At 65.2% G+C, this 22,565-nt stretch carries 20 protein-coding genes; 6 read left to right on the top strand and 14 right to left on the bottom strand.

The window, feature by feature from the left end:
* Nucleotides 1–172 precede the first annotated feature (172 nt).
* Nucleotides 173–2,593 (top strand): endopeptidase La, encoded by a 2,421-nt coding sequence (lon, locus tag QMX96_RS17740; RefSeq protein ID WP_043862009.1) that lies wholly within the window; start codon nucleotides 173–175, stop codon nucleotides 2,591–2,593.
* A gap of 135 nt (nucleotides 2,594–2,728) precedes the next feature.
* The gene (locus QMX96_RS17735; RefSeq protein ID WP_043862010.1) at nucleotides 2,729–3,127 is read left to right on the top strand and encodes a protease inhibitor I42 family protein; all 399 of its coding nucleotides are present in this window, start codon (nucleotides 2,729–2,731) and stop codon (nucleotides 3,125–3,127) included.
* Nucleotides 3,128–3,145: 18 nt separating this feature from the next.
* Here QMX96_RS17735 and QMX96_RS17730 read toward each other — a convergent pair whose 3' ends face one another.
* From QMX96_RS17730 to QMX96_RS17720, 3 genes are all read right to left on the bottom strand, one after another.
* Entirely contained in the window at nucleotides 3,146–4,069 is a 924-nt protein-coding gene (locus QMX96_RS17730) for a hypothetical protein (RefSeq protein ID WP_282362121.1), read from the bottom strand.
* Between the two features lie 69 nt (nucleotides 4,070–4,138).
* A complete protein-coding gene (locus QMX96_RS17725; protein ID WP_043862012.1) occupies nucleotides 4,139–5,143 on the bottom strand; it encodes an alpha-xenorhabdolysin family binary toxin subunit B in 1,005 nt (334 codons plus the stop codon).
* A 10-nt stretch (nucleotides 5,144–5,153) separates the two neighbouring features.
* Nucleotides 5,154–6,329: an alpha-xenorhabdolysin family binary toxin subunit A gene (locus QMX96_RS17720; RefSeq protein WP_054914767.1), complete on the bottom strand. Its 1,176-nt coding sequence runs from the start codon at nucleotides 6,327–6,329 to the stop codon at nucleotides 5,154–5,156.
* 198 nt (nucleotides 6,330–6,527) lie between these two features.
* Here QMX96_RS17720 and cmoA point away from each other — a divergent pair, with 198 nt between their 5' ends.
* Together cmoA and cmoB are read left to right on the top strand one after the other, a co-directional pair.
* Entirely contained in the window at nucleotides 6,528–7,271 is a 744-nt protein-coding gene (cmoA, locus tag QMX96_RS17715) for a carboxy-S-adenosyl-L-methionine synthase CmoA (protein ID WP_282362120.1), read from the top strand.
* Nucleotides 7,268–8,224, top strand: coding sequence for a tRNA 5-methoxyuridine(34)/uridine 5-oxyacetic acid(34) synthase CmoB (cmoB, locus tag QMX96_RS17710; RefSeq protein WP_229589968.1), 957 nt, complete (start codon nucleotides 7,268–7,270; stop codon nucleotides 8,222–8,224). The genes cmoA and cmoB overlap by 4 nt, the downstream gene beginning before the upstream one ends.
* A 71-nt stretch (nucleotides 8,225–8,295) precedes the next feature.
* Here cmoB and QMX96_RS17705 read toward each other — a convergent pair whose 3' ends face one another.
* From QMX96_RS17705 to QMX96_RS17690, 4 genes are all read right to left on the bottom strand, one after another.
* Nucleotides 8,296–8,490 (bottom strand): co-regulatory protein PtrA N-terminal domain-containing protein, encoded by a 195-nt coding sequence (locus QMX96_RS17705; RefSeq protein ID WP_058540951.1) that lies wholly within the window; start codon nucleotides 8,488–8,490, stop codon nucleotides 8,296–8,298.
* A gap of 70 nt (nucleotides 8,491–8,560) precedes the next feature.
* Nucleotides 8,561–11,713, bottom strand: coding sequence for a CusA/CzcA family heavy metal efflux RND transporter (locus QMX96_RS17700; RefSeq protein WP_196933040.1), 3,153 nt, complete (start codon nucleotides 11,711–11,713; stop codon nucleotides 8,561–8,563).
* Nucleotides 11,714–11,732: 19 nt separating this feature from the next.
* Nucleotides 11,733–12,953, bottom strand: a complete 1,221-nt coding sequence (locus QMX96_RS17695; protein WP_282362119.1) for an efflux RND transporter periplasmic adaptor subunit — start codon at nucleotides 12,951–12,953, stop codon at nucleotides 11,733–11,735.
* A gap of 27 nt (nucleotides 12,954–12,980) precedes the next feature.
* Complete coding sequence (locus QMX96_RS17690; RefSeq protein ID WP_282362118.1) at nucleotides 12,981–14,231, bottom strand: TolC family protein; 1,251 nt, start codon at nucleotides 14,229–14,231, stop codon at nucleotides 12,981–12,983.
* Between the two features lie 191 nt (nucleotides 14,232–14,422).
* Between QMX96_RS17690 and QMX96_RS17685 the strand changes: the two genes are divergently transcribed.
* Complete coding sequence (locus QMX96_RS17685; protein ID WP_043862020.1) at nucleotides 14,423–15,097, top strand: heavy metal response regulator transcription factor; 675 nt, start codon at nucleotides 14,423–14,425, stop codon at nucleotides 15,095–15,097.
* Entirely contained in the window at nucleotides 15,094–16,473 is a 1,380-nt protein-coding gene (locus QMX96_RS17680) for a heavy metal sensor histidine kinase (protein ID WP_282362117.1), read from the top strand. The genes QMX96_RS17685 and QMX96_RS17680 overlap by 4 nt, the downstream gene beginning before the upstream one ends.
* Nucleotides 16,474–16,555: 82 nt before the next feature.
* On the opposite strand, the gene pdxJ is transcribed toward QMX96_RS17680, so the two are convergent.
* From pdxJ to lepA, 7 genes are all read right to left on the bottom strand, one after another.
* Nucleotides 16,556–17,299 (bottom strand): pyridoxine 5'-phosphate synthase, encoded by a 744-nt coding sequence (gene pdxJ, locus QMX96_RS17675; RefSeq protein WP_054914771.1) that lies wholly within the window; start codon nucleotides 17,297–17,299, stop codon nucleotides 16,556–16,558.
* Between the two features lie 44 nt (nucleotides 17,300–17,343).
* Complete coding sequence (gene recO, locus QMX96_RS17670) at nucleotides 17,344–18,027, bottom strand: DNA repair protein RecO (protein ID WP_043862023.1); 684 nt, start codon at nucleotides 18,025–18,027, stop codon at nucleotides 17,344–17,346.
* 57 nt (nucleotides 18,028–18,084) lie between these two features.
* Nucleotides 18,085–18,987: a GTPase Era gene (gene era, locus QMX96_RS17665; protein ID WP_043862024.1), complete on the bottom strand. Its 903-nt coding sequence runs from the start codon at nucleotides 18,985–18,987 to the stop codon at nucleotides 18,085–18,087.
* On the bottom strand, nucleotides 18,980–19,669 hold the full coding sequence (gene rnc / locus QMX96_RS17660; RefSeq protein WP_043862025.1) for a ribonuclease III: 690 nt from the start codon (nucleotides 19,667–19,669) through the stop codon (nucleotides 18,980–18,982). The genes era and rnc overlap by 8 nt, the downstream gene beginning before the upstream one ends.
* Nucleotides 19,666–19,806, bottom strand: coding sequence for a hypothetical protein (locus QMX96_RS17655; protein ID WP_156326207.1), 141 nt, complete (start codon nucleotides 19,804–19,806; stop codon nucleotides 19,666–19,668). Before QMX96_RS17655 ends, rnc begins: the two co-directional genes overlap by 4 nt.
* A gap of 96 nt (nucleotides 19,807–19,902) precedes the next feature.
* On the bottom strand, nucleotides 19,903–20,757 hold the full coding sequence (gene lepB, locus QMX96_RS17650; RefSeq protein ID WP_043862027.1) for a signal peptidase I: 855 nt from the start codon (nucleotides 20,755–20,757) through the stop codon (nucleotides 19,903–19,905).
* A gap of 5 nt (nucleotides 20,758–20,762) precedes the next feature.
* Nucleotides 20,763–22,562, bottom strand: coding sequence for a translation elongation factor 4 (lepA, locus tag QMX96_RS17645; protein WP_043862028.1), 1,800 nt, complete (start codon nucleotides 22,560–22,562; stop codon nucleotides 20,763–20,765).
* Nucleotides 22,563–22,565 lie beyond the last annotated feature (3 nt).

Below are 22,565 nucleotides of genomic sequence, written 5' to 3'. Positions count from 1 at the left end.
GGAGCGCTTACAACCTGGGGCCGGGTGCGCCCGCTCAACGTGGCCGGCGGGGCAGCCCGTCGCCGGCCTTGTCGCTGAAGGGGCCGCCCGGTACTGCACATACCTGTCCGCCCATTGAAACCTCCCCCCTCCCGCCCCATCTAAGCACCATAGTCATTCACGCAGGTGCCCCATGAGCGACCAGCAGGATCTCCCCGAACATCCCGACCAAGACGCTGAAGTCGAGCATCTCGACGCCTCCGACCACACCGGTCGCACCCTCGCCATCCCCGGCCAGCAACTGCCGGACAAGGTCTACGTGATCCCGATCCACAACCGCCCGTTCTTCCCCGCGCAGGTACTGCCGGTGATCGTCAACGAAGAACCCTGGGCCGAGACCCTGGACCTGGTGGCCAAGACCCCGCATCACAACCTGGCGCTGTTCTTCATGGACACCCCGCCCGAAGACCATCGCCACTTCGATACCTCGGCCCTGCCGCTGTACGGCACCCTGGTCAAGGTGCACCACGCCAGCCGCGAGAACGGCAAGCTGCAGTTCGTCGCCCAGGGCCTGACCCGTGTGCGGATCCGCACCTGGCTCAAGCACCACCGCCCGCCCTACCTGGTGGAAGTCGAATACCCGCACCAGCCCAGCCAGCCGACCGACGAGGTCAAGGCCTACGGCATGGCCCTGATCAACGCGATCAAGGAGCTGCTGCCGCTCAATCCGCTGTACAGCGAAGAGCTGAAGAACTACCTCAACCGCTTCAGCCCCAACGACCCTTCGCCGCTCACCGACTTTGCCGCCGCCCTGACCTCCGCCACCGGCAACCAGCTGCAGGAAGTACTCGACTGCGTGCCCATGCTCAAGCGCATGGAAAAGGTGCTGCCGATGCTGCGCAAGGAAGTCGAGGTGGCACGCCTGCAGAACGAGATCTCTGCCGAGGTGAACCGCCAGATCGGCGAGCACCAGCGCGAGTTCTTCCTCAAGGAACAGCTCAAGGTCATCCAGCAGGAGCTGGGCCTGACCAAGGACGATCGCAGCGCCGACCTGGAGCAGTTCCAACAGCGCCTGGCAGGCAAGACCCTGCCCGCTGCGGCGCAAAAGCGCATCGACGAAGAAATGGGCAAGCTGTCGATCCTGGAGACCGGCTCGCCCGAGTACGCCGTCACCCGCAACTACCTGGAATGGGCCACCGCTCTGCCCTGGGGCGTGTACGGCAAGGACAAGCTCGACCTCAGGCATGCACGCAAGGTGCTCGACCAGCACCACGCCGGCCTGGATGACATCAAGGATCGCATCATCGAGTTCCTTGCCGTGGGCGCCTACAAGGGCGAGATCAGCGGTTCGATCGTGCTGCTGGTGGGCCCGCCGGGCGTGGGCAAGACCAGCATCGGCAAGTCCATCGCCGAGTCCCTGGGGCGGCCGTTCTACCGCTTCAGCGTCGGCGGCATGCGCGATGAGGCCGAGATCAAGGGCCACCGGCGCACCTACATCGGTGCCCAGCCGGGCAAGCTGGTGCAGGCGCTCAAGGACGTCGAGGTGATGAACCCGGTGATCATGCTCGACGAGATCGACAAGATGGGCCAGAGCTACCAGGGCGACCCCGCCTCGGCCCTGCTCGAAACCCTGGACCCGGAACAGAACGTCGACTTCCTCGACCATTACCTGGACCTGCGCCTGGACCTGTCCAAGGTGCTGTTCGTGTGCACCGCCAACACCCTCGATGCCATCCCCGGGCCGCTGCTCGACCGCATGGAGGTGATCCGCCTGTCCGGTTACATCACCGAGGAAAAGGTCGCCATCGCCAAGCGTCACCTGTGGCCCAAGCAACTGGCCAAGGCCGGCGTGGCCAAGGCCAGCCTGGGTATCAGCGACAGCGCATTGCGCACGGTTATCGAAGGCTATGCCCGTGAAGCCGGGGTGCGCCAGCTGGAAAAGCAACTGGGCAAGCTGGTGCGCAAGGCCGTGGTGCAGTTGATCGACACACCCGATGCAGTGATAAAGATCGGCCCCAAGGACCTCGAAGCTTCACTCGGCATGCCGGTGTTTCGCAGCGAGCAGGTGCTGTCGGGCAAGGGCGTGATCACCGGCCTGGCCTGGACCAGCATGGGCGGCGCCACGCTGCCGATCGAGGCGACCCGCATCCACACCCTCAACCGTGGCTTCAAGCTCACCGGCCAGCTGGGCGAGGTGATGAAGGAATCCGCCGAGATCGCCTACAGCTACGTCAGCGCCAACCTCAAGCAGTACGGTGGTGAGGTGGGCTACTTCAACGAGTCGTTCATTCACCTGCACGTGCCCGAAGGGGCCACGCCCAAGGACGGCCCGAGTGCCGGGGTGACCATGGCCAGCGCCCTGCTGTCCCTGGCACGCGACCAGGCACCGAAGAAAGGCGTGGCCATGACCGGCGAGCTGACCCTGACCGGGCAGGTATTGCCGATTGGCGGGGTACGCGAGAAGGTGATTGCGGCGCGCCGGCAGAAGATCCACGAGCTGATCCTGCCGGAGGCCAACCGCGGCGACTTCGAAGAACTGCCCGGCTACCTGAAGGCCGGCCTGCAGGTGCATTTCGCCAGGCGCTTCAGCGACGTGGCCAAGGTGCTGTTCTGAAACAGCGGTAACAGAAACAGCGCGGGCTGCAGGCAGCCCGCGCGGGCACCCGGCAGCGAAGCGTGAGAATCTTCCCAAGGCAGCACACTTTCCCTATTATCGGCTGCCCGGACCCTCCCCGAGCCAGGAGTCATGATGACCGCATCCCGTGTGTTACTGAGTTCGAGCCTGATACTCCTGGCCAGCTGTGCCAGCCAGCCCACACCTCCACAGCCGCTGCTGGTGGAAAAACAGAGCCAGTGCCCGGTCACGCTCGATGTCGGCCAGGCCATCACCCTGGCGTTGCCCAGCAACCCCAGTACCGGTTATCGCTGGCTGCTGCAGAATCCGGCCAACGGCGTACTTGCGGCGCTGGGCCCCGAGGTCTACAGCAACCCCGAAGACACCGGCCTGGTGGGCAGTGCCGGCCGATCGCTGTGGCGCTTCAAGGCCAGCGCCAGCGGCAGCGGCCACCTGCTGCTGGTGTATCAGCAACCCTGGGCACCGGAGGTCAAGCCGGCGATGAGCTTCGACTGCGACATCCAGGTACGCTGAGGCTGCGCCCCGGAGCATTTACTCAAGGCGTTTCTGAAGACGCCTGGCGCACTCTTCGATGAATGACCACTGCGCCAGGAAGTTCTTGAAGTGAATGACGAATCTGGCCAGTTGCTGACTGTCCTGCATGCTGTGCAACTTGCCGATCGAGGCGTCCAGATAGGTCTCGATGAACTGCCAGGCGGTCTGCAGGTGCGACGCAGCAGTGGTGACGTCTTCCAGGCGTACCACCAGATTTCGCATGCGCTGCGCCAGTAGCCCCAGGTTCCCTTCCTTTGTGCCGGATGCCACCAGGCGCTCGATCTTGCGCCCCAGTGCCGGCCTCAATTCGAACCGGGCGTCATCACGAAACCTGTCGGTCTCCTTGCGTACTTCGCCGACCTGGAACTGGAAGACGCCCGCCGAGTTCTTGAGGTTGGCCACCCACCGTGCCATCTCCAGCACAAGGGTTCGGTCTGGTGCATCCAGTTGCACGGGCACCTCGAACTGCACGCGTTGCCAAGCCTCCCTGCGCCCGCCCAACGCCTTGGTACGTTCACAGGCCAGCAGCGCACGCTCCCCTGACAGGCTGATGGAGCTGGCGCAGTTGATCAGCGCGATGGGCAACTGAATGCTTTTCTGCTTCAACCGCCCCCATGAGTCGGCGTGGAGGTTGATGCGATGGAACAACACCTGCATCGGGTAGAAGTCGAGCTCGGGGTCCGGGTGACGGTAGTATCCCAACCACTGCAGAAAGGCCTCCCGCCGGGTCGGTATCGCCATCACATGGTCCATGTAGGCATCCAGCACGGCAACGTGTTCGCGGGTGAACGTCAGGTCGATCCGCCCCTCCTCCTCCGAATCCTGCACCAATTGCAGCGGAATCAGGGCTATCTGGGTATCCAGCTCATCCTGAGGCAGTGGATGCCTCAGTCTTTGAATAATGTTGTTCATTGTGGTCATCACCAGAGCAATCCAGAAGCCGCAAGGCGCTGCTGGCCAGCACAGCCTGCAGCGCCTTGCGCCCTTCACTCAAAGGCCGGCAACATACTCGGCCTTGATCTTTTTCTTGTAGGCTTTCAACGCCTCGACCAGCTCGCTGACCGCTCTCAACGCCTGCACATCGTCGATGCTGCAGGCGATGAGCCGATCCCACACCGGTTTCAGTTGCACGGCGATGCGCCTGATGCCGGCCAGCCATTGCTCGCGTGACGTGATCAGCTCGGCATAAGCCTCAAGGTGCTGACACTGGGCCTGGAGGCGCGTCTTGTCCCGTGCCATTGCGGTCAGTTGCAGTTGCAGTTCATCGTGCTGCTTCTGCATCCCTCGGCGCTGCTCGAGCATCGTTGCATAGCGCATGCCTTCCATTGCCGCACCGATGATTTCGCCGATTTTCTTCAGCGCGCCTTGCACTGCCTCGACCGACAGTCCGCCCGTGGCGATGACATCCGCCGCCGCCTTGAGCTGCTCGGTGGTCGGCAACAGGCCGCCGAAGGTGGATTCCACCTTGGCCGCCTCAAGTACCTTGATCGCCTCGTCAAGACTGGCCAGGGCCTCGCGCCGCACGGCCAGTTCGTCTTCGCAGGCCTTGCGATTGGCCGCCAGCCTGTCGAGCTCACCCTGATAGCGGGCCTTGTCGGCACTGGAGTCATAGACCGGGATGGCCGTGATCTGAGCCGTGGCCGTGCGCAACTGCCCCAACTGATCGTTGAGCTTGACGGCAATCTCGCCGATGGCGTCCTGTGCCACCTCCAGATACTGCGCAATGTCCTCGGGATCATCGTTCGGGTCGATGTCCTTTTCGAGGCCGCCCAGGTCATTGCTCTTGATCGCGACGATGATGCGATCGGCATGGCGCATCAGTTGCTGGAGGTTGTCGTCAAGACAGCGTGCATTGCGCTCCACACGCTCGTGCAACAGGGGCAGGAAGGCATAGCGGCTGTCCTGGGCGGCCTTCAGGTAGGCGGCACCGGCACGCAGGACCCTGTCGAACTGCGGATCATCCCAGCCCAGCGGAAATTGAAGAATGTTGCTCATGGGTAGCTCCTTATTGGGCCCACAGCGTGTCGTCGAAGACCCGGCTCATGGTGATGGAGCAGGCTTCGATAAACGCCCACTGCGAGAGAAAGTTTCTGAAATGGATGATGAAAATGCCCAGCTGCCGGCTGTCGTTCATCTTTTCGAGCTTTTCGATGGACGCTTCGATGTAGGTGCCGATGGTCTGCCAGGCCGTCTGCAGGTGCGAAGAAGCGGTCACCACCTCCTGCAGGCGGGTGGCCAGTTCATCCATATGGGTCGTGAGTACCTGCAGGCGTCCCTCCAGGTTGACCGCCGCCGTCAGGCGCGCCCCCACAGCCTTGCGTTCCTTCTGCACCCGGTTGCGGGTCTTGCGCACCTTTTCGGCCTTGGAGCCGTAGATCGAGCCTGAGATGACCGCCCCCAGCGGGCCGGCCGCCAGCCCGGACAGGGCCGCCTTGACGTACTCGTCGTACTGCTTGTTGAGGTTGTCGATTTCCTTGTCCAGCGCCGCCAGCTCATCGCGCAGGGCCTGGGTGGCACCGCTGGCCTGGTGACGCTCGATGGCGTCGGTCTTGAGGGCGACCTCGTTCATCAGCTCGAAACGCGCGGTGTCGCGAAAGGTTTCGGTGTGGCTGCGCACACTGCTTACGCGCGCGTGAAAATGCTCGACTTCATCCTTGAGCACCTCCATGTAGTCCACCAGCGACGAGACGATCTCCCGGTCGCCGAAGCTCAACGCAACCGGCGCTGCGAACTGCACGGACTCCCACGTATCACGCCGCCCGCCAAGGGCCTTGGTCTTCTCGCATTCCTGCATCACCCCCTCGCCGGTGGTGTTGATGCCACGGGCACACACCCCCAGCTCGGCGGACAGCTTCTTGCACTCGTCGGACAGCGTGCCCCAGGCGCGGGCATGCTTGTGCAGGTTGAGAAAGGTCGTGCGCATGGCACTGACCGACAGTACCGGTTCCTTGATGTCGGTGTAGCCAAGCCAGGGCACCAGCGACGCGGTTTCGGTCGGCAGGCCGGTGACATACTTCACATACTGATTGAGCGTGACGATATGTTCGCGGGAAAGCGTCAGCCCTCCCTCGTTTTCGCCATCACGCTGGTTCATGCCTTCGATCAGGTTTCTGGGCAGCAGGGCCGCTTCCTTTTCCAGTTCACCGGTATCGTACGAGCGCGCGCCAGGTTCGAGTTTCATTTCACATTCCTTGTGAGTGAGCCAATAGGGTCAAGCCACTTCACTCTAAGGACCCGCCTGCAAGACAAATAGCCGGCAGGCTTTCCTCGAAGCCGGCATTGGAATGCAGCGGCCAGCCGCGCCGGTCAGTCGGCCATGCATCCTGTTGCAACATTGGCTAAAATGCCGGCCCTTTACCGCCGAACGCCTGGATTGCCCGTGAGCAAAGAGCCCGATCGCCTGTTCGCCACCCCGCTGGCGCAGGTCCCCGATTTCACCTTCAACGAAGATGTCGTGCGAGTTTTCCCCGACATGATCAAGCGCTCGGTGCCCGGCTACCCGACGATCGTCGAGAACATCGGCGTGCTGGCTGCCCAGTTCGCCCAGCCCGATACCCTGCTGTACGACCTGGGCAGCTCGCTCGGTGCGGTGACCCAGGCGATGCGCCGACATGTACGCAGCGAGGGCTGCAAGGTGCTGGCGGTAGACAACTCCCCGGCCATGGTCGAGCGCTGCCGCGAATACCTCAGCCACCAGGACGCGATGCACCAGGAGTTGCTGCCGGTGCAGGTGATCGAGGCCGACATCACCGCGCTGGACCTGCAGCCGGCGTCGGTGGTGGCGCTGAACTTCACCCTGCAGTTCATCGAGCCGCAGGCACGCCTGGCCCTGCTTGGCCGCATTCGCCAGTGCCTGATGCCTGGCGGCGCACTGATCCTGTCGGAGAAGCTGCGCTTTGCCGACCCGCAGCAGCAGGCCCTGCTCACCGATCTGCACGTGGCCTTCAAACGCGCCAACGGCTACAGCGAACTGGAAATTGCCCAGAAGCGCAGTGCCATCGAAAACGTGATGAAACCCGACAGCCTCGAGGAACACCGTCAGCGCCTGCTGGCAGCCGGTTTCTCGCAGGTGGTGCCGTGGTTCCAGTGCCTGAACTTCGCCTCGCTGATTGCCCTGCCATGATCGATCTGACTCCCCTGGTCCGCCGCATGGCGGGCACCCCATTGGCGCACTGGGCTCAAGGCCTGCAGGCGCAACTCGATGCCAAGCTGGAAAAGGGCCATGGCGATTTGGAGCGCTGGCAAAGCGCGCTGGATGCGCTGCCGGCCCTGGAGCCCAGCCAGGTCGACCTGCTGCACGGCCTGCGCCTGGACAGCGACTGCGACGACGCCACCCGCGTACAGGTGCGCACCGCACTGATGGGCCTGTCGCCCTGGCGCAAGGGCCCGTTCGACCTGTTCGGCGTGCACGTGGACACCGAATGGCGTTCGGACTGGAAGTGGTCACGGGTCGCGCCGCACCTGGACCTGCGCGGCAAACGCGTGCTGGATGTGGGCTGTGGCAACGGCTACTACCAATGGCGCATGCTCGGCGCCGGCGCCGACAGCGTGATCGGCGTAGACCCCAACTGGTTGTTCTTCTGCCAGTTCCAGGCCGTGCAGCGTTACCTGCCGGACCTTCCCGCCTGGCACTTGCCGTTCGCCCTGGAAGACCTGCCGGCCAACCTGGAAGGTTTCGACACGGTGTTCTCGATGGGGGTGTTCTACCACCGCCGCTCGCCGATCGAGCATTTGCTGGCGCTCAAGGACTGCCTGGTCAAGGGGGGCGAACTGGTGTTGGAAACCCTGGTGGTCGAGGGTGACGAGCATCAGGTGCTGGTGCCTGAAGACCGCTATGCGCAGATGCGCAATGTATGGTTCCTGCCCTCGGTGCCGGCACTGGAGCGCTGGTTGCGTCGCGCCGGCTTCAGCGATGTGCGCTGCGTGGATGTGAGCGTGACCAGCGTCGAGGAACAACGCAGCACCGACTGGATGCGCTACCAGTCGCTGAGCGACTTCCTCGACCCTACCGACCCGACCCGAACCGTCGAAGGCCTGCCGGCACCCAGGCGGGCGGTGCTGGTGGCGCGCAAGTAATCAGAAGGGGGCCTCTTCGCCTGCAGGAGCCGGCCTTGCCGGCGCAGAGGCCCTTGCGAACACGGCGTGCGTCAGTCCTTCACCACCTGCTGCTGCACCTGCTCCTTCTTCTGCGCTACCTCCTTCCTGCCCTCCCCATGCACCCGCTCCTGGCTCTTGCGAAACTCGGCCCAGAACGCCTTGGTGCGCTCGGCGCCGCCTTCGGCCATTGCCGCGCTGCTGCCCAGCAGCAACGCGGCGATCAGTGCGTACTTGCTCAGGTTCATCGACCTTCCCTCATGATTGGATTCGAACCGATCATAAGCAGCCCAAGCTAACGCCAAGGTGAGCCGCACATTACAGTGCTGCAAGATTGTGCTCCTCCTCCTTGCGGTGCGCCCAGTGGTACAGCGCCGGCAGCACCAGCAGGGTCAACGCGGTGGACGAGAGGATGCCGCCGATCACCACGGTGGCCAGCGGGCGCTGCACCTCGGCACCGGTGCCAGTGGCCAGGGCCATCGGAATGAACCCCAGCGACGCCACCAACGCGGTCATCAGCACCGGCCGCAGACGCGTCAGCGCACCTTCGTCGATGGCCACGCGCAGCGGCCGGCCCTGCTCGCGCAGGCTGCGGATGAAGGCGATCATCACCAGCCCGTTGAGCACCGCCACCCCCGACAGGGCGATGAAGCCCACCCCCGCCGAAATCGACAATGGAATGTCGCGCAGCCACAGCGCCACCACCCCGCCGGTCAGCGCGAACGGGATGCCGGTGAACACCAGCAGGCCGTCCCTGACGCTGTTGAACATCATGAACAGCAACCCGAACACCAGCAGCAATGCCACCGGCACCACCACCTGCAGGCGCTTGGCCGCCGATTGCAGCTGCTCGAACTGACCGCCCCAACGCGTCCAGTAGCCAGGCGGCACCTCCACCTGCGTATCGATGCGCTCGCCGGCCTCGGCCACGAACGAACCGATGTCGCGGCCACGCACGTTGGCGCTGACCACCACCAGGCGCTTGCCGTCTTCGCGGCTCACCTGGTTGGGCCCCTGCACCAGCGCCAGGCTGGCCACCTCGGCCAGGCTGATGAAGCCGATACCGCCGTCGCTGCCCGCACTGGCCGGTACCGGAATCAGCAGCTGCGACAAGCCTTCGATGTCGGTACGCACGTCGTCCGAGAGGCGCACCACCATGTCGAAACGCCGGTCGCCCTCGTACAGCGTGCCGGCCTGGCGGCCGCCCACGGCCACGGCGATGGTGTCCTGCACATCGCCGACGTTGAGCCCGTAGCGTGCAGCCTTGTCGCGGTCGACCTCGATGGTCAGCACCGGCAGGCCCGAGGTCTGCTCTACCTTGACCTCCGATGCCCCCGGCACCGCCTGCAAGGTTGCGGCAATCTGTGCTGCCGTGCGGTTGAGCACCGTCATGTCGTCGCCGAAGACCTTGACCGCCACATCGCTGCGCACCCCGGAAATCAGCTCGTTGAAGCGCAGTTGAATCGGCTGCGACAGCTCGTAGTTGCTACCCGGCACCCGCGCCGCCGCGCGCTGGATATCGGCGATCAGTTGCTCGCGCGACTTGCCGGGGTCGGGCCACTGCGCCTGCGGCTTGAGCATCACGTAACTGTCGGAGATGTTCGGCGGCATCGGGTCGGCGGCGATCTCGGCGGTGCCGGTGCGCGCAAACACGCGCTGCACCTCCGGCACCTGGCTGACCACACTCTCCTCCAGGCGCTGCTGCAATTGCACCGACTGGCTCAGGCTGGTGCCCGGCACCCGCAGCGCCTGCAGGGCGAAATCGCCTTCGCTGAGGCTGGGCACGAACTCGCTGCCCATGCGCCCGGCCAGCACCGCGCACAGCAGCACCGACGCCCCGGCCATGGAAAACGCCAGCCCACGGTGCCCCATCACCCAGCGCAATAGCGGCGCATAGCCGGCCTTGGCGCTGCGCATCAGCAGGTTTTCCTCTTCCTTGACCTTGCCGGTGACGAACAGCGCGATGGCCGCCGGCACGAAGGTCACCGAGAGCAGCATCGCTCCCAGCAGGGCGATCACCACGGTGAAGGCCATGGGGTGGAACATCTTGCCCTCCACCCCGCTCAGGGCAAAGATCGGCAGGTACACCACCATGATGATCAACTGGCCGAAGATCAGCGGGCGGCGCGCCTCGCGGGCGGCATTGAACACTTCGTGCAGGCGCTCGGAGCGGGTCAGCAGGCGGCCATGGTGCTGCTGGGCGTGGGCCAGGCGGCGGATCGCGTTCTCCACGATCACCACCGCGCCATCGACGATGATGCCGAAGTCCAGCGCACCCAGGCTCATCAGGTTGGCACTGACCTTGTTGCCGAACATGCCGGTGAAGGTGAACAGCATCGACAGCGGAATCACCATGGCGGTGATCAGCGCGGCGCGGATGTTGCCCAGAAACAGGAACAGCACCGCGATCACCAGGATCGCACCTTCCACCAGGTTCTTCTTCACCGTGGCGATGGCCTTGTCGACCAGGTCGGTGCGGTCGTACACCGTGACCGCGCTGACACCTGCCGGCAGCGTGCGGTTGATCTGCGCCAGCTTGTCGGCCACTGCCCGCGACACGGTGCGGCTGTTCTCGCCGACCAGCATGAACACGGTGCCCAGCACCACCTCACGGCCATTTTCGGTAGCCGCGCCGCTGCGCAGTTCGCGGCCGATGCCCACCTGGGCGACATCGCGCACGCGAATCGAGGTGCCGTCGACAGTGGCCAGCACGATGTTGGCAATGTCGTCGATACCTGCCAGTTGCCCCGGCGCGCGAATCAGCAGTTGCTCGCCACGGCGCTCGATGTAGCCGGCACCGACGTTGGCGTTGTTGCGCTCCAGGGCCGTCAGCAGGTCGCCCAGGGTCAGCTTGTAGGCGGCCAGGCGCCTGAGGTCGGGGGCAATCTGGTACTCCTTGGCGTAGCCGCCGATGCTGTTGATCTCGGCCACACCGCGCACGTTGCGCAACTGCGGCTTGATGATCCAGTCCTGGATCTCGCGCAGGTCGGTGGGCGTGTACTCGCTGCCGTCGGCCTTGCGCGCATCCGGCGCGGCTTCCACGGTCCACAGGAAGATCTCGCCCAGGCCGGTGGAGATCGGCCCCATGGCCGCCTCGACGCCGTCGGGCAACTGCCCGCGCGCCTGTTGCAGGCGCTCGTTGACCAGTTGCCGGGCGAAGAACAGGTCGGTGCCCTCGTCGAAGATCACCGTCACCTGCGACAGCCCCGAGCGCGACAGCGAACGGGTCTGCTCCAGGCCCGGCAGGCCGGCCATGGCGGTCTCGATGGCGAAAGTGATGCGCTGCTCGGTTTCCAGCGGTGAAAAGCCCGCCGCCGAGGTGTTGATCTGCACCTGCACGTTGGTGATGTCGGGCACCGCATCGATCGGCAGCTTCTGGTAGCTGGCCAGCCCCAGCCCGGCCATCAGCAGCACCGCGAGCATCACGATCAGGCGCTGCTCGATGGCAAATTGAATGATCCGTTCGAACATGAGGAGTACTCGTGGGGGCTCAGTGGGAATGCTCGGCGCTGGCTTTGCCCAGCTCCGACTTGAGGATGAAGCTGCCCTGTGCCGCCACCTGCTGGCCGGCCTGCAGGCCCGCCTTGATCTGCACGAAGCCGTCGGCCACCACACCCGGGGTCACCACCTGGGCGGTGAAGCCCTCTGCACTGCGCACGAACACGGTGGGCTGCTCTTCGAGGGTCTGCAGCGCGGCCTCCGGTACCGCCAGCGCCTCGTCCAGGCGTTCGGTAGGCACCCGCACCGCCACGAACAGGCCGGGGCGCCAGGCGCCGCGAGGGTTGTCCAGGGTGACCCGCACGGTGGCGGTGCGGGTCTGCTCGCCGAGCAGGCTGCCCACATGGGTGACCGTGCCGCTGGCCTGCTCGCCCAGTTCACTGGCCAGCACCGTCACCGGCATGCCGACGCGCAGCCTGGCCAGGTCACGCGGGGCCACGCCAAAGGTTGCCCACACCCGCGACAGGTCGGACAAGGTGAAGGCCGCACTGCTCTCGCTGACCACTTCGCCCGGCACCAGGTGCTTTTCCACCACCTGCCCGTCAAACGGTGCACGCAGCTCATAGCGGTTGCCGCCGGCCAGCACCACGCTGCCACTCAGCGCGCTGATCTTCTGCCGGGCATTGGTGGCGGCGATCTCGGCTTCCTGCAGGGCCTGGCGCGCCTGCAGGTAGTCCTGTTCGGCAGAGATGCCCTCCTGCCACAGGTCTTTCTCGCGGGCGAAGGTGCCGCGCGCCAGTTCCAGTCGCCGCTGGCTGGCCGCCAGCTCGCTGCGCTGCTCGGAGATCTGCGGGCTGGCGATCACCGCCAGCAGTTGCCCGGCCTTGACCTGCTGGCCGAGCACCACGGCCACCGATTCCACCACCCCGGCCGCACGCGGCACCAGGTGCGCGGTACGGTCCTCGTCGAAGCGGATCTCGCCCGGCAGGCCGAGGCTGCGGCTCAAGGTGCGCGGGGCCACGGTGGCCAGCTCGATACCGGCCACCTGGATCTGCTCGTCGCTCAGGGTCAGGTGGCCCTCCTGCTGTTCTTCGCCATGGCCTTCCTCGCCATGGGCGTCGTCGCCATGGCCCTTTTCCTCATCGCCATGGCCCGCCTCGGCATGCGCCGCGTGGGAGGCCTGCGGCGCATTCATCTGGTGACCCAACACAACCCCCAGGCCAACGCCCAGGGTCAGGGTGACGGCCACCAGCGTGATGGTTTTGCTGTTCATGCACATTCCTCGGCAAATCGTCGGGGGTCAGCGGCTGGCGGTGGCCAGGTCGCCGAAAAGTCGTTCCAGGCGGACTCGCGCATCGCTGCCCTGGGCCTGCGCCGCCAGGTATTGGGTGCGCGCCGCCACCAGCGTGCGCTGGGCGTCGAGCACCTCGAGAAAGCTGAACTTGCCGCGCTCGAAACCCCGCGTGGCGGCGTCCACCGCCTGCTGCGCCGCCGGCAGTATCGAGCGGTCGAAGGCCTGTACCTCGCCCGCAGCCACCTGCCACTGCGCCAGCGCCTGCACCACTTCGCTGCGCACCCGCAATTCGGCGCCGTTGCGCAGGTCGCGGGCCTGATCGGCACGCCGCGCCGCCGCCAGCACATTGCCCTGGTTGCGATCGAACAAGGGCAGCGGTATCGACACCCCGACCACATTGATGCGCTCGCGGTCGGCCTCGCTGTACTGGCTGCCCAGGCTGACGGTGAGGTCGGGGATGCGCTGGCTGCGAGCCAGCCCCAGGTCAGCCTCGCGCTGCTCGATCTGCAGGCGGGCCAGGCGCAGCTCGGCCGTGCGCTCGAGGCGGGCAAGCAGCGTGTCGCCCTCGGCTGGGGTCAGGGCGTCGGACGGCATGCCTGCCACCCGCTCGAACCCCGCCTGCGGCGCCCCCGTCACGCTGGCCAGTTGCTGATAGGCCACGGCCACGGTCTGCTGCGCACGGCCTCGTTCCAGGCGCATCTCGGACACCTGCACCTGCGCGCGGGTGGTTTCGATGGGGGAAGCGCTGCCGGCCCGCACCCGCCCCTGCACCACCTGCAGGCCACGCTCGGTCAGGCGCAGCGACTGCTCGGCCAGTTGCAGCCGTTCCTGGGCCTGCACGGCGGCATGAAACGCAGCCAGCACCTCGGCGCGCAAGGCATTGCCCTGGCGTTCCAGTTCCAGCGCCGCCAGGGCCTGCTCGTGCTGGGCCACCTCCACCCGCGCACCGCGCTTGCCGCCCAGTTCCAGGCGCTGGCTGAGGCTGACGGTGGTGGTCTGCGAGCCGCGGCGGGTATCTTCCTGCTCCCAGCTCAACTCCGGGTTGGGCAGCAGGCCGGCCTGGTTGCGTTCGCCCAGGGCGATCTCGGTGCCCCAGCGCGCCGCGGCAAGCTCGGGGTTGTTGTCCTGCGCGGTGCGCAAGGCGGCATCAAGCGTCAGCACGCTCGCCTGCAGCGCTGTCGAAAGCCCCAGCAGCACCCCGGCCAGCGCCGCCAGCCGCGCCACGCGCTGTGGATGAAGCCTGTGCCTGCACGTCATGCGTGAATCCCCCGCGCCCATTTCGAAGCGGGCACTTTAGGGAGCGGGCTTTATCGTCAACATGACCCCAGGATTACAAATCTGTTATCCAGCGCCGCTCAGGACCGGCTTGGCTTACCATGCGCGACACGCCTTGACCCTGAAGTGACTCAAGGGTTGAGAATTGCCGTTTTGCACGCCGCGAGTACCCCATGCGCCTATTGATCATCGAAGACGAAGTCCGTACCGCCGAGTACCTGCAGCAGGGCCTGAGCGAGAACGGCTACATCGTCGACTGCGCCGCCACCGGCATTGACGGCCTGCACCTGGCCCGCCAGCACGCCTACGACCTGGTCATCCTCGACGTCAACCTGCCGCAGCTCGACGGCTGGAGCGTGCTGCAACGCCTGCGGGCGGAGTCCTCGACCCGCATAATGATGCTGACCGCCCACGGCCGGCTCTCGGATCGGGTCAAGGGCCTGGACCTGGGCGCCGACGACTACCTGCTCAAGCCGTTCGAATTTCCCGAACTGCTGGCACGCATTCGCAGCCTGTTGCGGCGCAGCGAGCAGAACCTGGCGCCGGCCACGCTCAGGGTCGCCGACCTTGAGCTGGACCCCAGCCGCCACCGCGCCTACCGGCGCAACCAGCGTATCGACCTGACGGCCAAGGAGTTCGCCCTGCTGCACCTGCTGATGCGCCAGAGCGGCGAGGTGCTGTCGCGCACGCAGATCATCTCGCTGGTGTGGGACATGAACTTCGATTGCGACACCAACGTGGTGGAGGTGTCGATCCGGCGCCTGCGGGCCAAGATCGACGACCCCTTCGAAGACAAGCTGATCCACACCCTGCGCGGCGTGGGCTATGTGCTGGAAGCGCGCGAATGAAACCGGCACGACTGTCGTTGCGCCTGGGCCTGAGCGTCAGCCTGATGGGCGCTGCGCTGGTGCTGCTGCTGGCGAGCCTGGCGGTACTGGCGCTGGACCACGAACTGGACAACCGCGCCCGCAAGGTGCTGGCACGCAAGATGGAGCAGATCGAGCACAGCCTGGGGGTGGACCTGAGGGCCAGCGACCTGGGCTCGCGCGCCCACCCCCTGCTCGACCTGGTGATGGGCCACGACGACCTGAGCCTGAACATCATCGCCCAGACCGGACGCCACCCGGCCCTGTTGAGCCTGGGGCCTGCAGTGGAGGCCGAGCCGCTGCGGCGTATCGCGGCCGGGACAGCGCTGGGCTACAGCGAATGGCAGGACAGCGCCGAGGCCCGCCTGATGACCGCCGCGCGCCTGATGACCCTGCGTGACGGCACCCCGGTGCGGGTACTGCTGACGCTGAACCGGGCCGACGACCTCGGCCTGCTGCAGGCCTACCTGCGGTCGACGTTGCTGGCGTTGCCACTGCTGTTGCTGCTGATCGGCATTGCCGCCTGGAAGCTGGTGCAGCGTGGTCTGCTGCCGCTGCGCAGGTTTCGGCGGATTGCCGCCCAGGTGTCGGCGCAGGAGCTGAGCCACCGCCTGCCCGAGGACAAGCTGCCCCAGGAACTGAGTGCCCTGGCACGCGGCATCAACGTGATGCTCGACCGGCTGGATGGCGGTGTGCAGCGTCTGTCGCAGTTTTCCGATGACCTGGCGCACGAACTGCGCACGCCGATCAGCAACCTGATGGGCAGGGCCCAGGTGACCTTGTCACGGGTGCGCTCGGCGCAGGATTACCGGGTGGCGCTGGAGGACAGCATCGAGGAGCTGACGCGCCTGAACCGGATCATCACCGACATGCTGTTCCTGGCCCAGGTGGACGCGCCGCGTCAGCAACTGGCGTTGAAGCCGGTGGCGCTGGCCGACGAGGCGCAACGGGTGGTGGAGCTGTTCGCGCTGAGCGCCGAATGCAAGGCGATCACCCTGAAGGTCAGCGGCTGGGGCACGGTGCAGGGCGACCGGCTGATGCTGCAGCGGGCGCTGTCGAACCTGTTGAGCAATGCAATTCGCCACAGCCCCGAGGGCCGCCTGGTGGAAATCGGCATCGAGCAGAGCGTACGGGGCGTGCAATGCTGGGTGCGCAACGAGGGGCCGGGGATCGAGGCGGTGCACTGGCCGCACCTGTTCGAGCGGTTCTACCGGGTGGGCTGCGGGCGCTCGCGGGTGGAGGGCGGCACGGGGCTGGGGCTGGCCATCGTGCAGTCGATCATGCAGGTGCATGGTGGGCAGGTGGAGGTGACCAGCGCGGCGCAGGGGCCTACGCGGTTCAGTCTGATATTTGGCTAGGCGGCTTCGCCGGCGAGGCCGGCTCCTACAGGAATCGCAGCGCCTGTAGGAGCCGGCCTTGCCGGCGAAGGTCACGACGCATTCAGCGGTTGCTGGCTGCCAGAATCAGCTGTTTCATCTCGCTGACCGCACCCTTGAAGCCCACGAACAACGCATGGGCCACCAGTGCATGGCCGATGTTCAGTTCGTTGATGCCCTTGATCGCCGCCACCGGCTCGACGTTGTGGTAGTGCAGGCCATGCCCGGCATTCACGATCAGCCCCTGGGCCAGGCCGAAGGCCACGCCATCGGCCACGCGCTGGAGCTCTTCGGCCACCTCGGCCGGGGTCTGCGCATCGGCGTAACGCCCGGTGTGCAGTTCGATCGCCGGCGCGCCGACGCGGCGCGAGGCCTCGATCTGGCGCTCGTCGGCATCGATGAACAACGACACCTCCGACCCCAGGCGCGACAGGCGCTCCACCGCCGCCTTGATCCGCGCCTCCTGCCCCGCCACGTCCAGGCCACCTTCGGTGGTCAGTTCCTGGCGTGTCTCGGGCACCAGGCAGATGTGCGCCGGGCGAATGCGCTCGGCAAACTGCATCATCTCTTCGGTGACGCCCATCTCGAAGTTCATGCGCGTCTGCAGCACCTCGCTCAGTACCAGCACGTCACGGTCCTGGATATGCCGGCGGTCTTCGCGCAAGTGCACGGTGATGCCGTCGGCACCCGCCTCTTCGGCGTCCAGCGCGGCCTTGACCGGGTCCGGATATCGCGTGCCACGGGCCTGGCGCAGGGTCGCCACGTGGTCGATGTTCACGCCAAGGAGGATGCGGTTGCTGGTGGTCACGAAGAGACTCTCCTGAAAATTGAGCCTCACAGCATACGTCGTGATCAAGGCTTGCGAAACAGTTCCCGGCTGACCAGCGGGCGCCCGCCCAGGTGCACCGCCAGCGCCTGGCGCATCAGGCGCTTGGCCGCGCCCAGCGCGCCCGGCATCGACCACTCGGCCTCGGCCATGGCCAGCAGGTGCGCGCCACTGAACAAGCCTGGCTGCACCAGGTACACCCGCTCCAGGCCCGCGTCCACCTGCAGGCGGTACAGGCCATCGGCCACCAGAGGATCGCCATTGATGTCGTGCTCAAGCGCAAAGCCATAGCCCAGCTCGTCCAGCAGGCGCCATTCGAAGGCACGCAGCAACGGCTCCAGCGGGCGCCCCGCACCCAGTGCCTGCAAGGTGGCAGCGTACTGCTCGAACATCACCGGGTGCGGGTCTTCGGCCTGAAGCAGGCGAATCAGCAGCTCATTGAGGTACAGCCCGCTGAACAGCGCGTCGCCGTTGAGCCAGACCGCCACGCCTGCGCTGTCCATGCGACCGACATTCTTGAGCTCGCCGCGCCCATGGAACTGCACCTCCAGCGGCACAAACGGACGCGCAAGGCTGCCGGCCTTGCCGCGCGCACGACGCAGCACGGCGCGCAGGCGCCCCTGGGGGGTAAGGAAGTCGACCAGCGCACTGGTTTCACGGTACGCCCGGCTGTGCAGCACGAAGGCCGGTTGGCCGTCTGGCATGTCCATGATTCAGCGCTTCACGAAGAGGTGGGCCCGACACCGGCCGGTGTCGGGCCAGGGCATTCAGAGGTCGCCGTAGCCCAGCGAACGCAGGGCGCGCTCGTCGTCGGACCAGCCACCCTTGACCTTGACCCACAGGTTCAGCATGACCTTGGCGTCGAACAGCAGCTCCATGTCCTTGCGCGCCTCGGTGCCGATGCGCTTGATGCGCTCGCCCTTGTCGCCAATGATGATCTTCTTCTGGCCGTCACGCTCGACCAGGATCAGTGCATGGATATGCAGCACGTTGCCCTGCTGCTTGAATTCCTCGATCTCGACGGTGATCTGGTACGGCAGCTCGGCGCCGAGCTGGCGCATGATCTTCTCGCGTACCAGTTCGGCAGCCAGGAAGCGGCTGCTGCGGTCGGTGATCTGGTCTTCGGGGAAGAAGTGCTCGTTTTCCGGCAGGTGCTTGGCAATCAGTGCTTCGAGGGCATCGAGGTTGTGCCCGTGCTGCGCCGAGACCGGCACGATCTCGGCGTTGGGCAGTTGCTCCTGCAGCCATTGCAGGTGCGGCATCAGCTCGGCCTTGTCCTCGATGCGGTCGGTCTTGTTGATGGCCAGGATCACCGGGCCCTGCACGTACTGCACGCGCTCGAGCACCAGTTGGTCCTCGTCGGTCCACTTGGTGCGATCGACCACGAAGATCACCACGTCGACGTCTTTCAACGCCGCCGAGGCGGTACGGTTCATGTAACGGTTGAGCGCCTTCTCGTTGCCCTTGTGCATGCCGGGGGTATCGACGTACACCGCCTGCACATCACCTTCGGTCTTGATACCGAGCATGTTGTGGCGGGTGGTCTGCGGCTTGCGCGAGGTGATCGCGAGCTTCTGCCCGAGGATGTGGTTGAGCAGCGTCGACTTGCCCACGTTGGGGCGGCCGACGATGGCCACGTAGCCGCAACGGGTAGTGTTCTGTTCAGTCATTGCCATTCTCCACGCCCAGGGCGATCAGTGCTGCGGCGGCCGCGACCTGCTCGGCGATACGCCGGCTCACGCCCTGCCCTCGGCTTTTTTCAGTCAACAGGGTCACTTCGCATTCGACGAAAAACGTCCGGCAATGGGGTTCACCCTGGATATCCACCACTTCGTAGCGGGGCAGTTCGCAGGCCCGCGACTGCAGAAACTCCTGCAGGCGGGTTTTCGGGTCCTTGTTGGTGTCGACCAGGGTCAGGCTCTCGAACTCACCGGCCAGCCATGCCAGCACGCGATCGCGAGCGGTGTGCATGTCCGAGTCCAGGTAGATCGCACCGATCAGCGCCTCGAGGGCATCGGCCAGGATCGACTCGCGCCGGAACCCGCCGCTTTTCAGCTCGCCCGAGCCCAGGCGCAGGTACTCGCCCAGATCGAAACCGCGGGCCAGCACGGCCAGGGTTTCACCCTTGACCAGGCGGGCGCGCAGGCGCGACAGCTGGCCTTCGCGTGCCTGGGGGAAGCGCTCGAACAGGGCCTCGCCGGCGACGAAGTTGAGGATCGCATCACCGAGGAACTCCAGCCGTTCGTTGTTGCGGCCGGCAAAGCTGCGATGCGTGAGGGCCAGCAGCATCAGCTCCTGGTTCTTGAAGGTGTAGCCGAGCTGGCGCTCGAGGCGGCTCAAGGAAACGCTCACAGTGTACCCACGCGCTGTTCGTGGTCGATTTTCAGCAGCGGCGCCAGGGCGCCGGGCTCACACAGTTCTGTCCGGCTCGAAGCCGACGGGGTTAACGCGTTGTTCAAATGCAAATCCTGAAAGACGGTTTTGTTCATGCCTGACATCCGGCCGGGGCGCGTCTTGTGGACGCCCTTGTACAGCCTATGCCAGAAAAGCATTCGGCGCTGTCGAAGGACAGCGCCGTTAGGGTGTTACTTGATCAGGCCAACCCGCGAAAGGCTCGGGAAGTGGCTGAGCTTGGGCTCTGGCCAGCTCATCCAGATGGCGAAGGCCTTGCCGACGATGTTCTTGTCGGGAACCATGCCCAGCAGCTCCTTGGGAATGTTGGGGTCATCCCAGTAGCGACTGTCGTTGGAGTTGTCGCGGTTGTCGCCCATCATGAAGTAGTGCCCGGCAGGCACCACCCACTGCTGGTCCGGCGGCATGCGATAGCGGCTCATCTCCTTGCGGATCAGGTGCTCGGCCTCGCCCAGCTTCTCCTTGTACAGCTCGGCGCTGCCCAGGGTGCCCGGCTCGCTGCCGACCAGTTGTTCGGCAATCGGCTGGCCGTTGACGAACAGACGCTTGTCGCTGGTGTAGCGCACCTGGTCGCCCGGCAGGCCGACCACACGCTTGATGTAGTTGACGTTCGGGTCGCTCGGGTAGCGGAACACCATCACATCGCCGCGCTGCGGGTCACCGACCTCGATGACCTTCTTGTCGATCACCGGCAGGCGGATGCCGTAGGAGAACTTGTTCACCAGGATGAAGTCGCCCACTTCCAGGGTCGGCTTCATCGACCCCGAAGGGATCTGGAACGGCTCGACCAGGAACGAACGCAGCACCAGCACGATGAACAGCACCGGGAAGAACGATTTGCCGTACTCGACCAGCAACGGCTCCTTGTTCAACTGCTCGACCACCGCCATCTCGGGCTGGCTGACGCTGCCCTGATAGGTGTTGATCGCCGTGCGCCGGCGCGGGGCCAGGAACAGCAGATCGATCAGGGCCAGCAGTCCACACACGGCAACGGCGATGACTAGCAACAGCGGGAAATTTAGTGACATAGGACCTAGCTATCCAACCTGAGCACGGCGAGGAAGGCTTCCTGTGGAATTTCCACGTTGCCCACCTGTTTCATGCGTTTCTTACCGGCTTTCTGCTTTTCCAACAGCTTGCGCTTACGGCTAACGTCGCCACCGTAGCATTTGGCCAGTACGTTCTTTCTGAGCGCCTTGACAGTGGTACGCGCCACAATCTGCCCGCCAATGGCGGCCTGGATTGCCACATCGAACATCTGCCGCGGGATCAGTTCCTTCATCTTCTCGGTCAACGCGCGGCCTTTGTAGTGCGCATTGTCACGGTGCACGATCAATGCCAGGGCATCGACCTTGTCGCCGTTGATCAGTACATCGAGCTTGACCAGGTTGGCCGACTGATACCGGTCGAAATGGTAGTCCAGCGAAGCATAGCCGCGGCTGGTGGATTTGAGGCGGTCGAAGAAGTCCAGTACCACTTCGTTCATCGGCAGGTCGTAGCGCACCTGCACCTGGGAACCGAGGAACTGCATGTCGCGCTGTACGCCACGCTTCTCGATGCACAGGGTGATGACGTTGCCCAGGTGCTCCTGCGGCACGAGGATGGTGGCGGCCACGATCGGCTCGCGGAAGTCTTCCACCGACGACACGTCCGGCAGCTTGGACGGGTTGTCGACGTAGATGGTTTCACCGGTCTTGAGCTTGACCTCGAAGATCACGCTCGGCGCAGTGGTGATCAGGTCCAGGTCGTACTCGCGCTCCAGGCGCTCCTGGATGATCTCCATGTGCAGCATGCCGAGGAAGCCGCAACGGAAGCCGAAGCCCAGTGCGTCGGAGCTCTCAGGCAGGTACTGCAGCGACGAGTCGTTCAGGGTCAGCTTCTGCAGCGCGTCACGAAAATCTTCGAAATCTTCGGAACTGACCGGGAACAGGCCGGCATATACCTGGGGCTGGATACGTTTGAAGCCTGGCAGCACTTCCACGTCGGGCGTGGAGCTGAGGGTCAGGGTGTCACCGACCGGTGCACCGTGAATGTCCTTGATGCTGGCGATGATGAAGCCCACTTCGCCGGCCTTGAGGTCGGCGGTGGCGGTGTGCTTGGGGTTGAACACGCCCACGCTGTCGACCAGGTGCACCTTGCCGGTGGACTTGACCAGAATCTTGTCGCCCTTCTTGACCCGGCCATGGCGCACGCGCACCAGGGACACGACGCCCAGGTAGTTGTCGAACCAGGAGTCGATGATCAGCGCCTGCAGCGGTGCATCGATGTCGCCGGTAGGGGCCGGAATGGTCTGCACCAGGCGCTCGAGCACCTCGTCCACGCCCATGCCGCTCTTGGCACTGCAGGCCACGGCGTCGGTGGCGTCGATGCCGATGATCTTCTCGATCTCGTCCTTGACGCGGTCCGGATCGGCCTGGGGCAGGTCCATCTTGTTCAGTACCGGCATGACCTCCAGGCCCTGCTCGATGGCGGTGTAGCAGTTGGCGACCGACTGGGCCTCCACGCCCTGGCCGGCATCGACCACCAGCAGCGCGCCTTCGCAGGCGGCCAGCGAACGGCTGACTTCATAGGTGAAGTCGACGTGGCCGGGGGTGTCGATGAAGTTCAGCTGGTAGGTGATGCCGTCGTTCGCCTTGTAATACAGGGTAACGCTATGGGCTTTGATGGTGATCCCGCGCTCGCGCTCGAGGTCCATGGAGTCAAGTACCTGCGCTTCCATCTCGCGCGCGGTGAGGCCACCGCACATCTGGATGAAACGGTCGGCCAGGGTCGACTTGCCATGGTCAATGTGGGCGATGATGGAGAAATTGCGGATATGACTCAAATCACTCACGGG

The sequence above is a fragment of the Pseudomonas sp. PS01300 genome, from assembly GCF_029960155.1.
In the GTDB taxonomy this organism is placed as follows: domain Bacteria; phylum Pseudomonadota; class Gammaproteobacteria; order Pseudomonadales; family Pseudomonadaceae; genus Aquipseudomonas; species Aquipseudomonas palmensis.
Note: the sequence above shows the minus strand (reverse complement) of the source record. Positions and strands in the feature narration are given on the sequence as shown.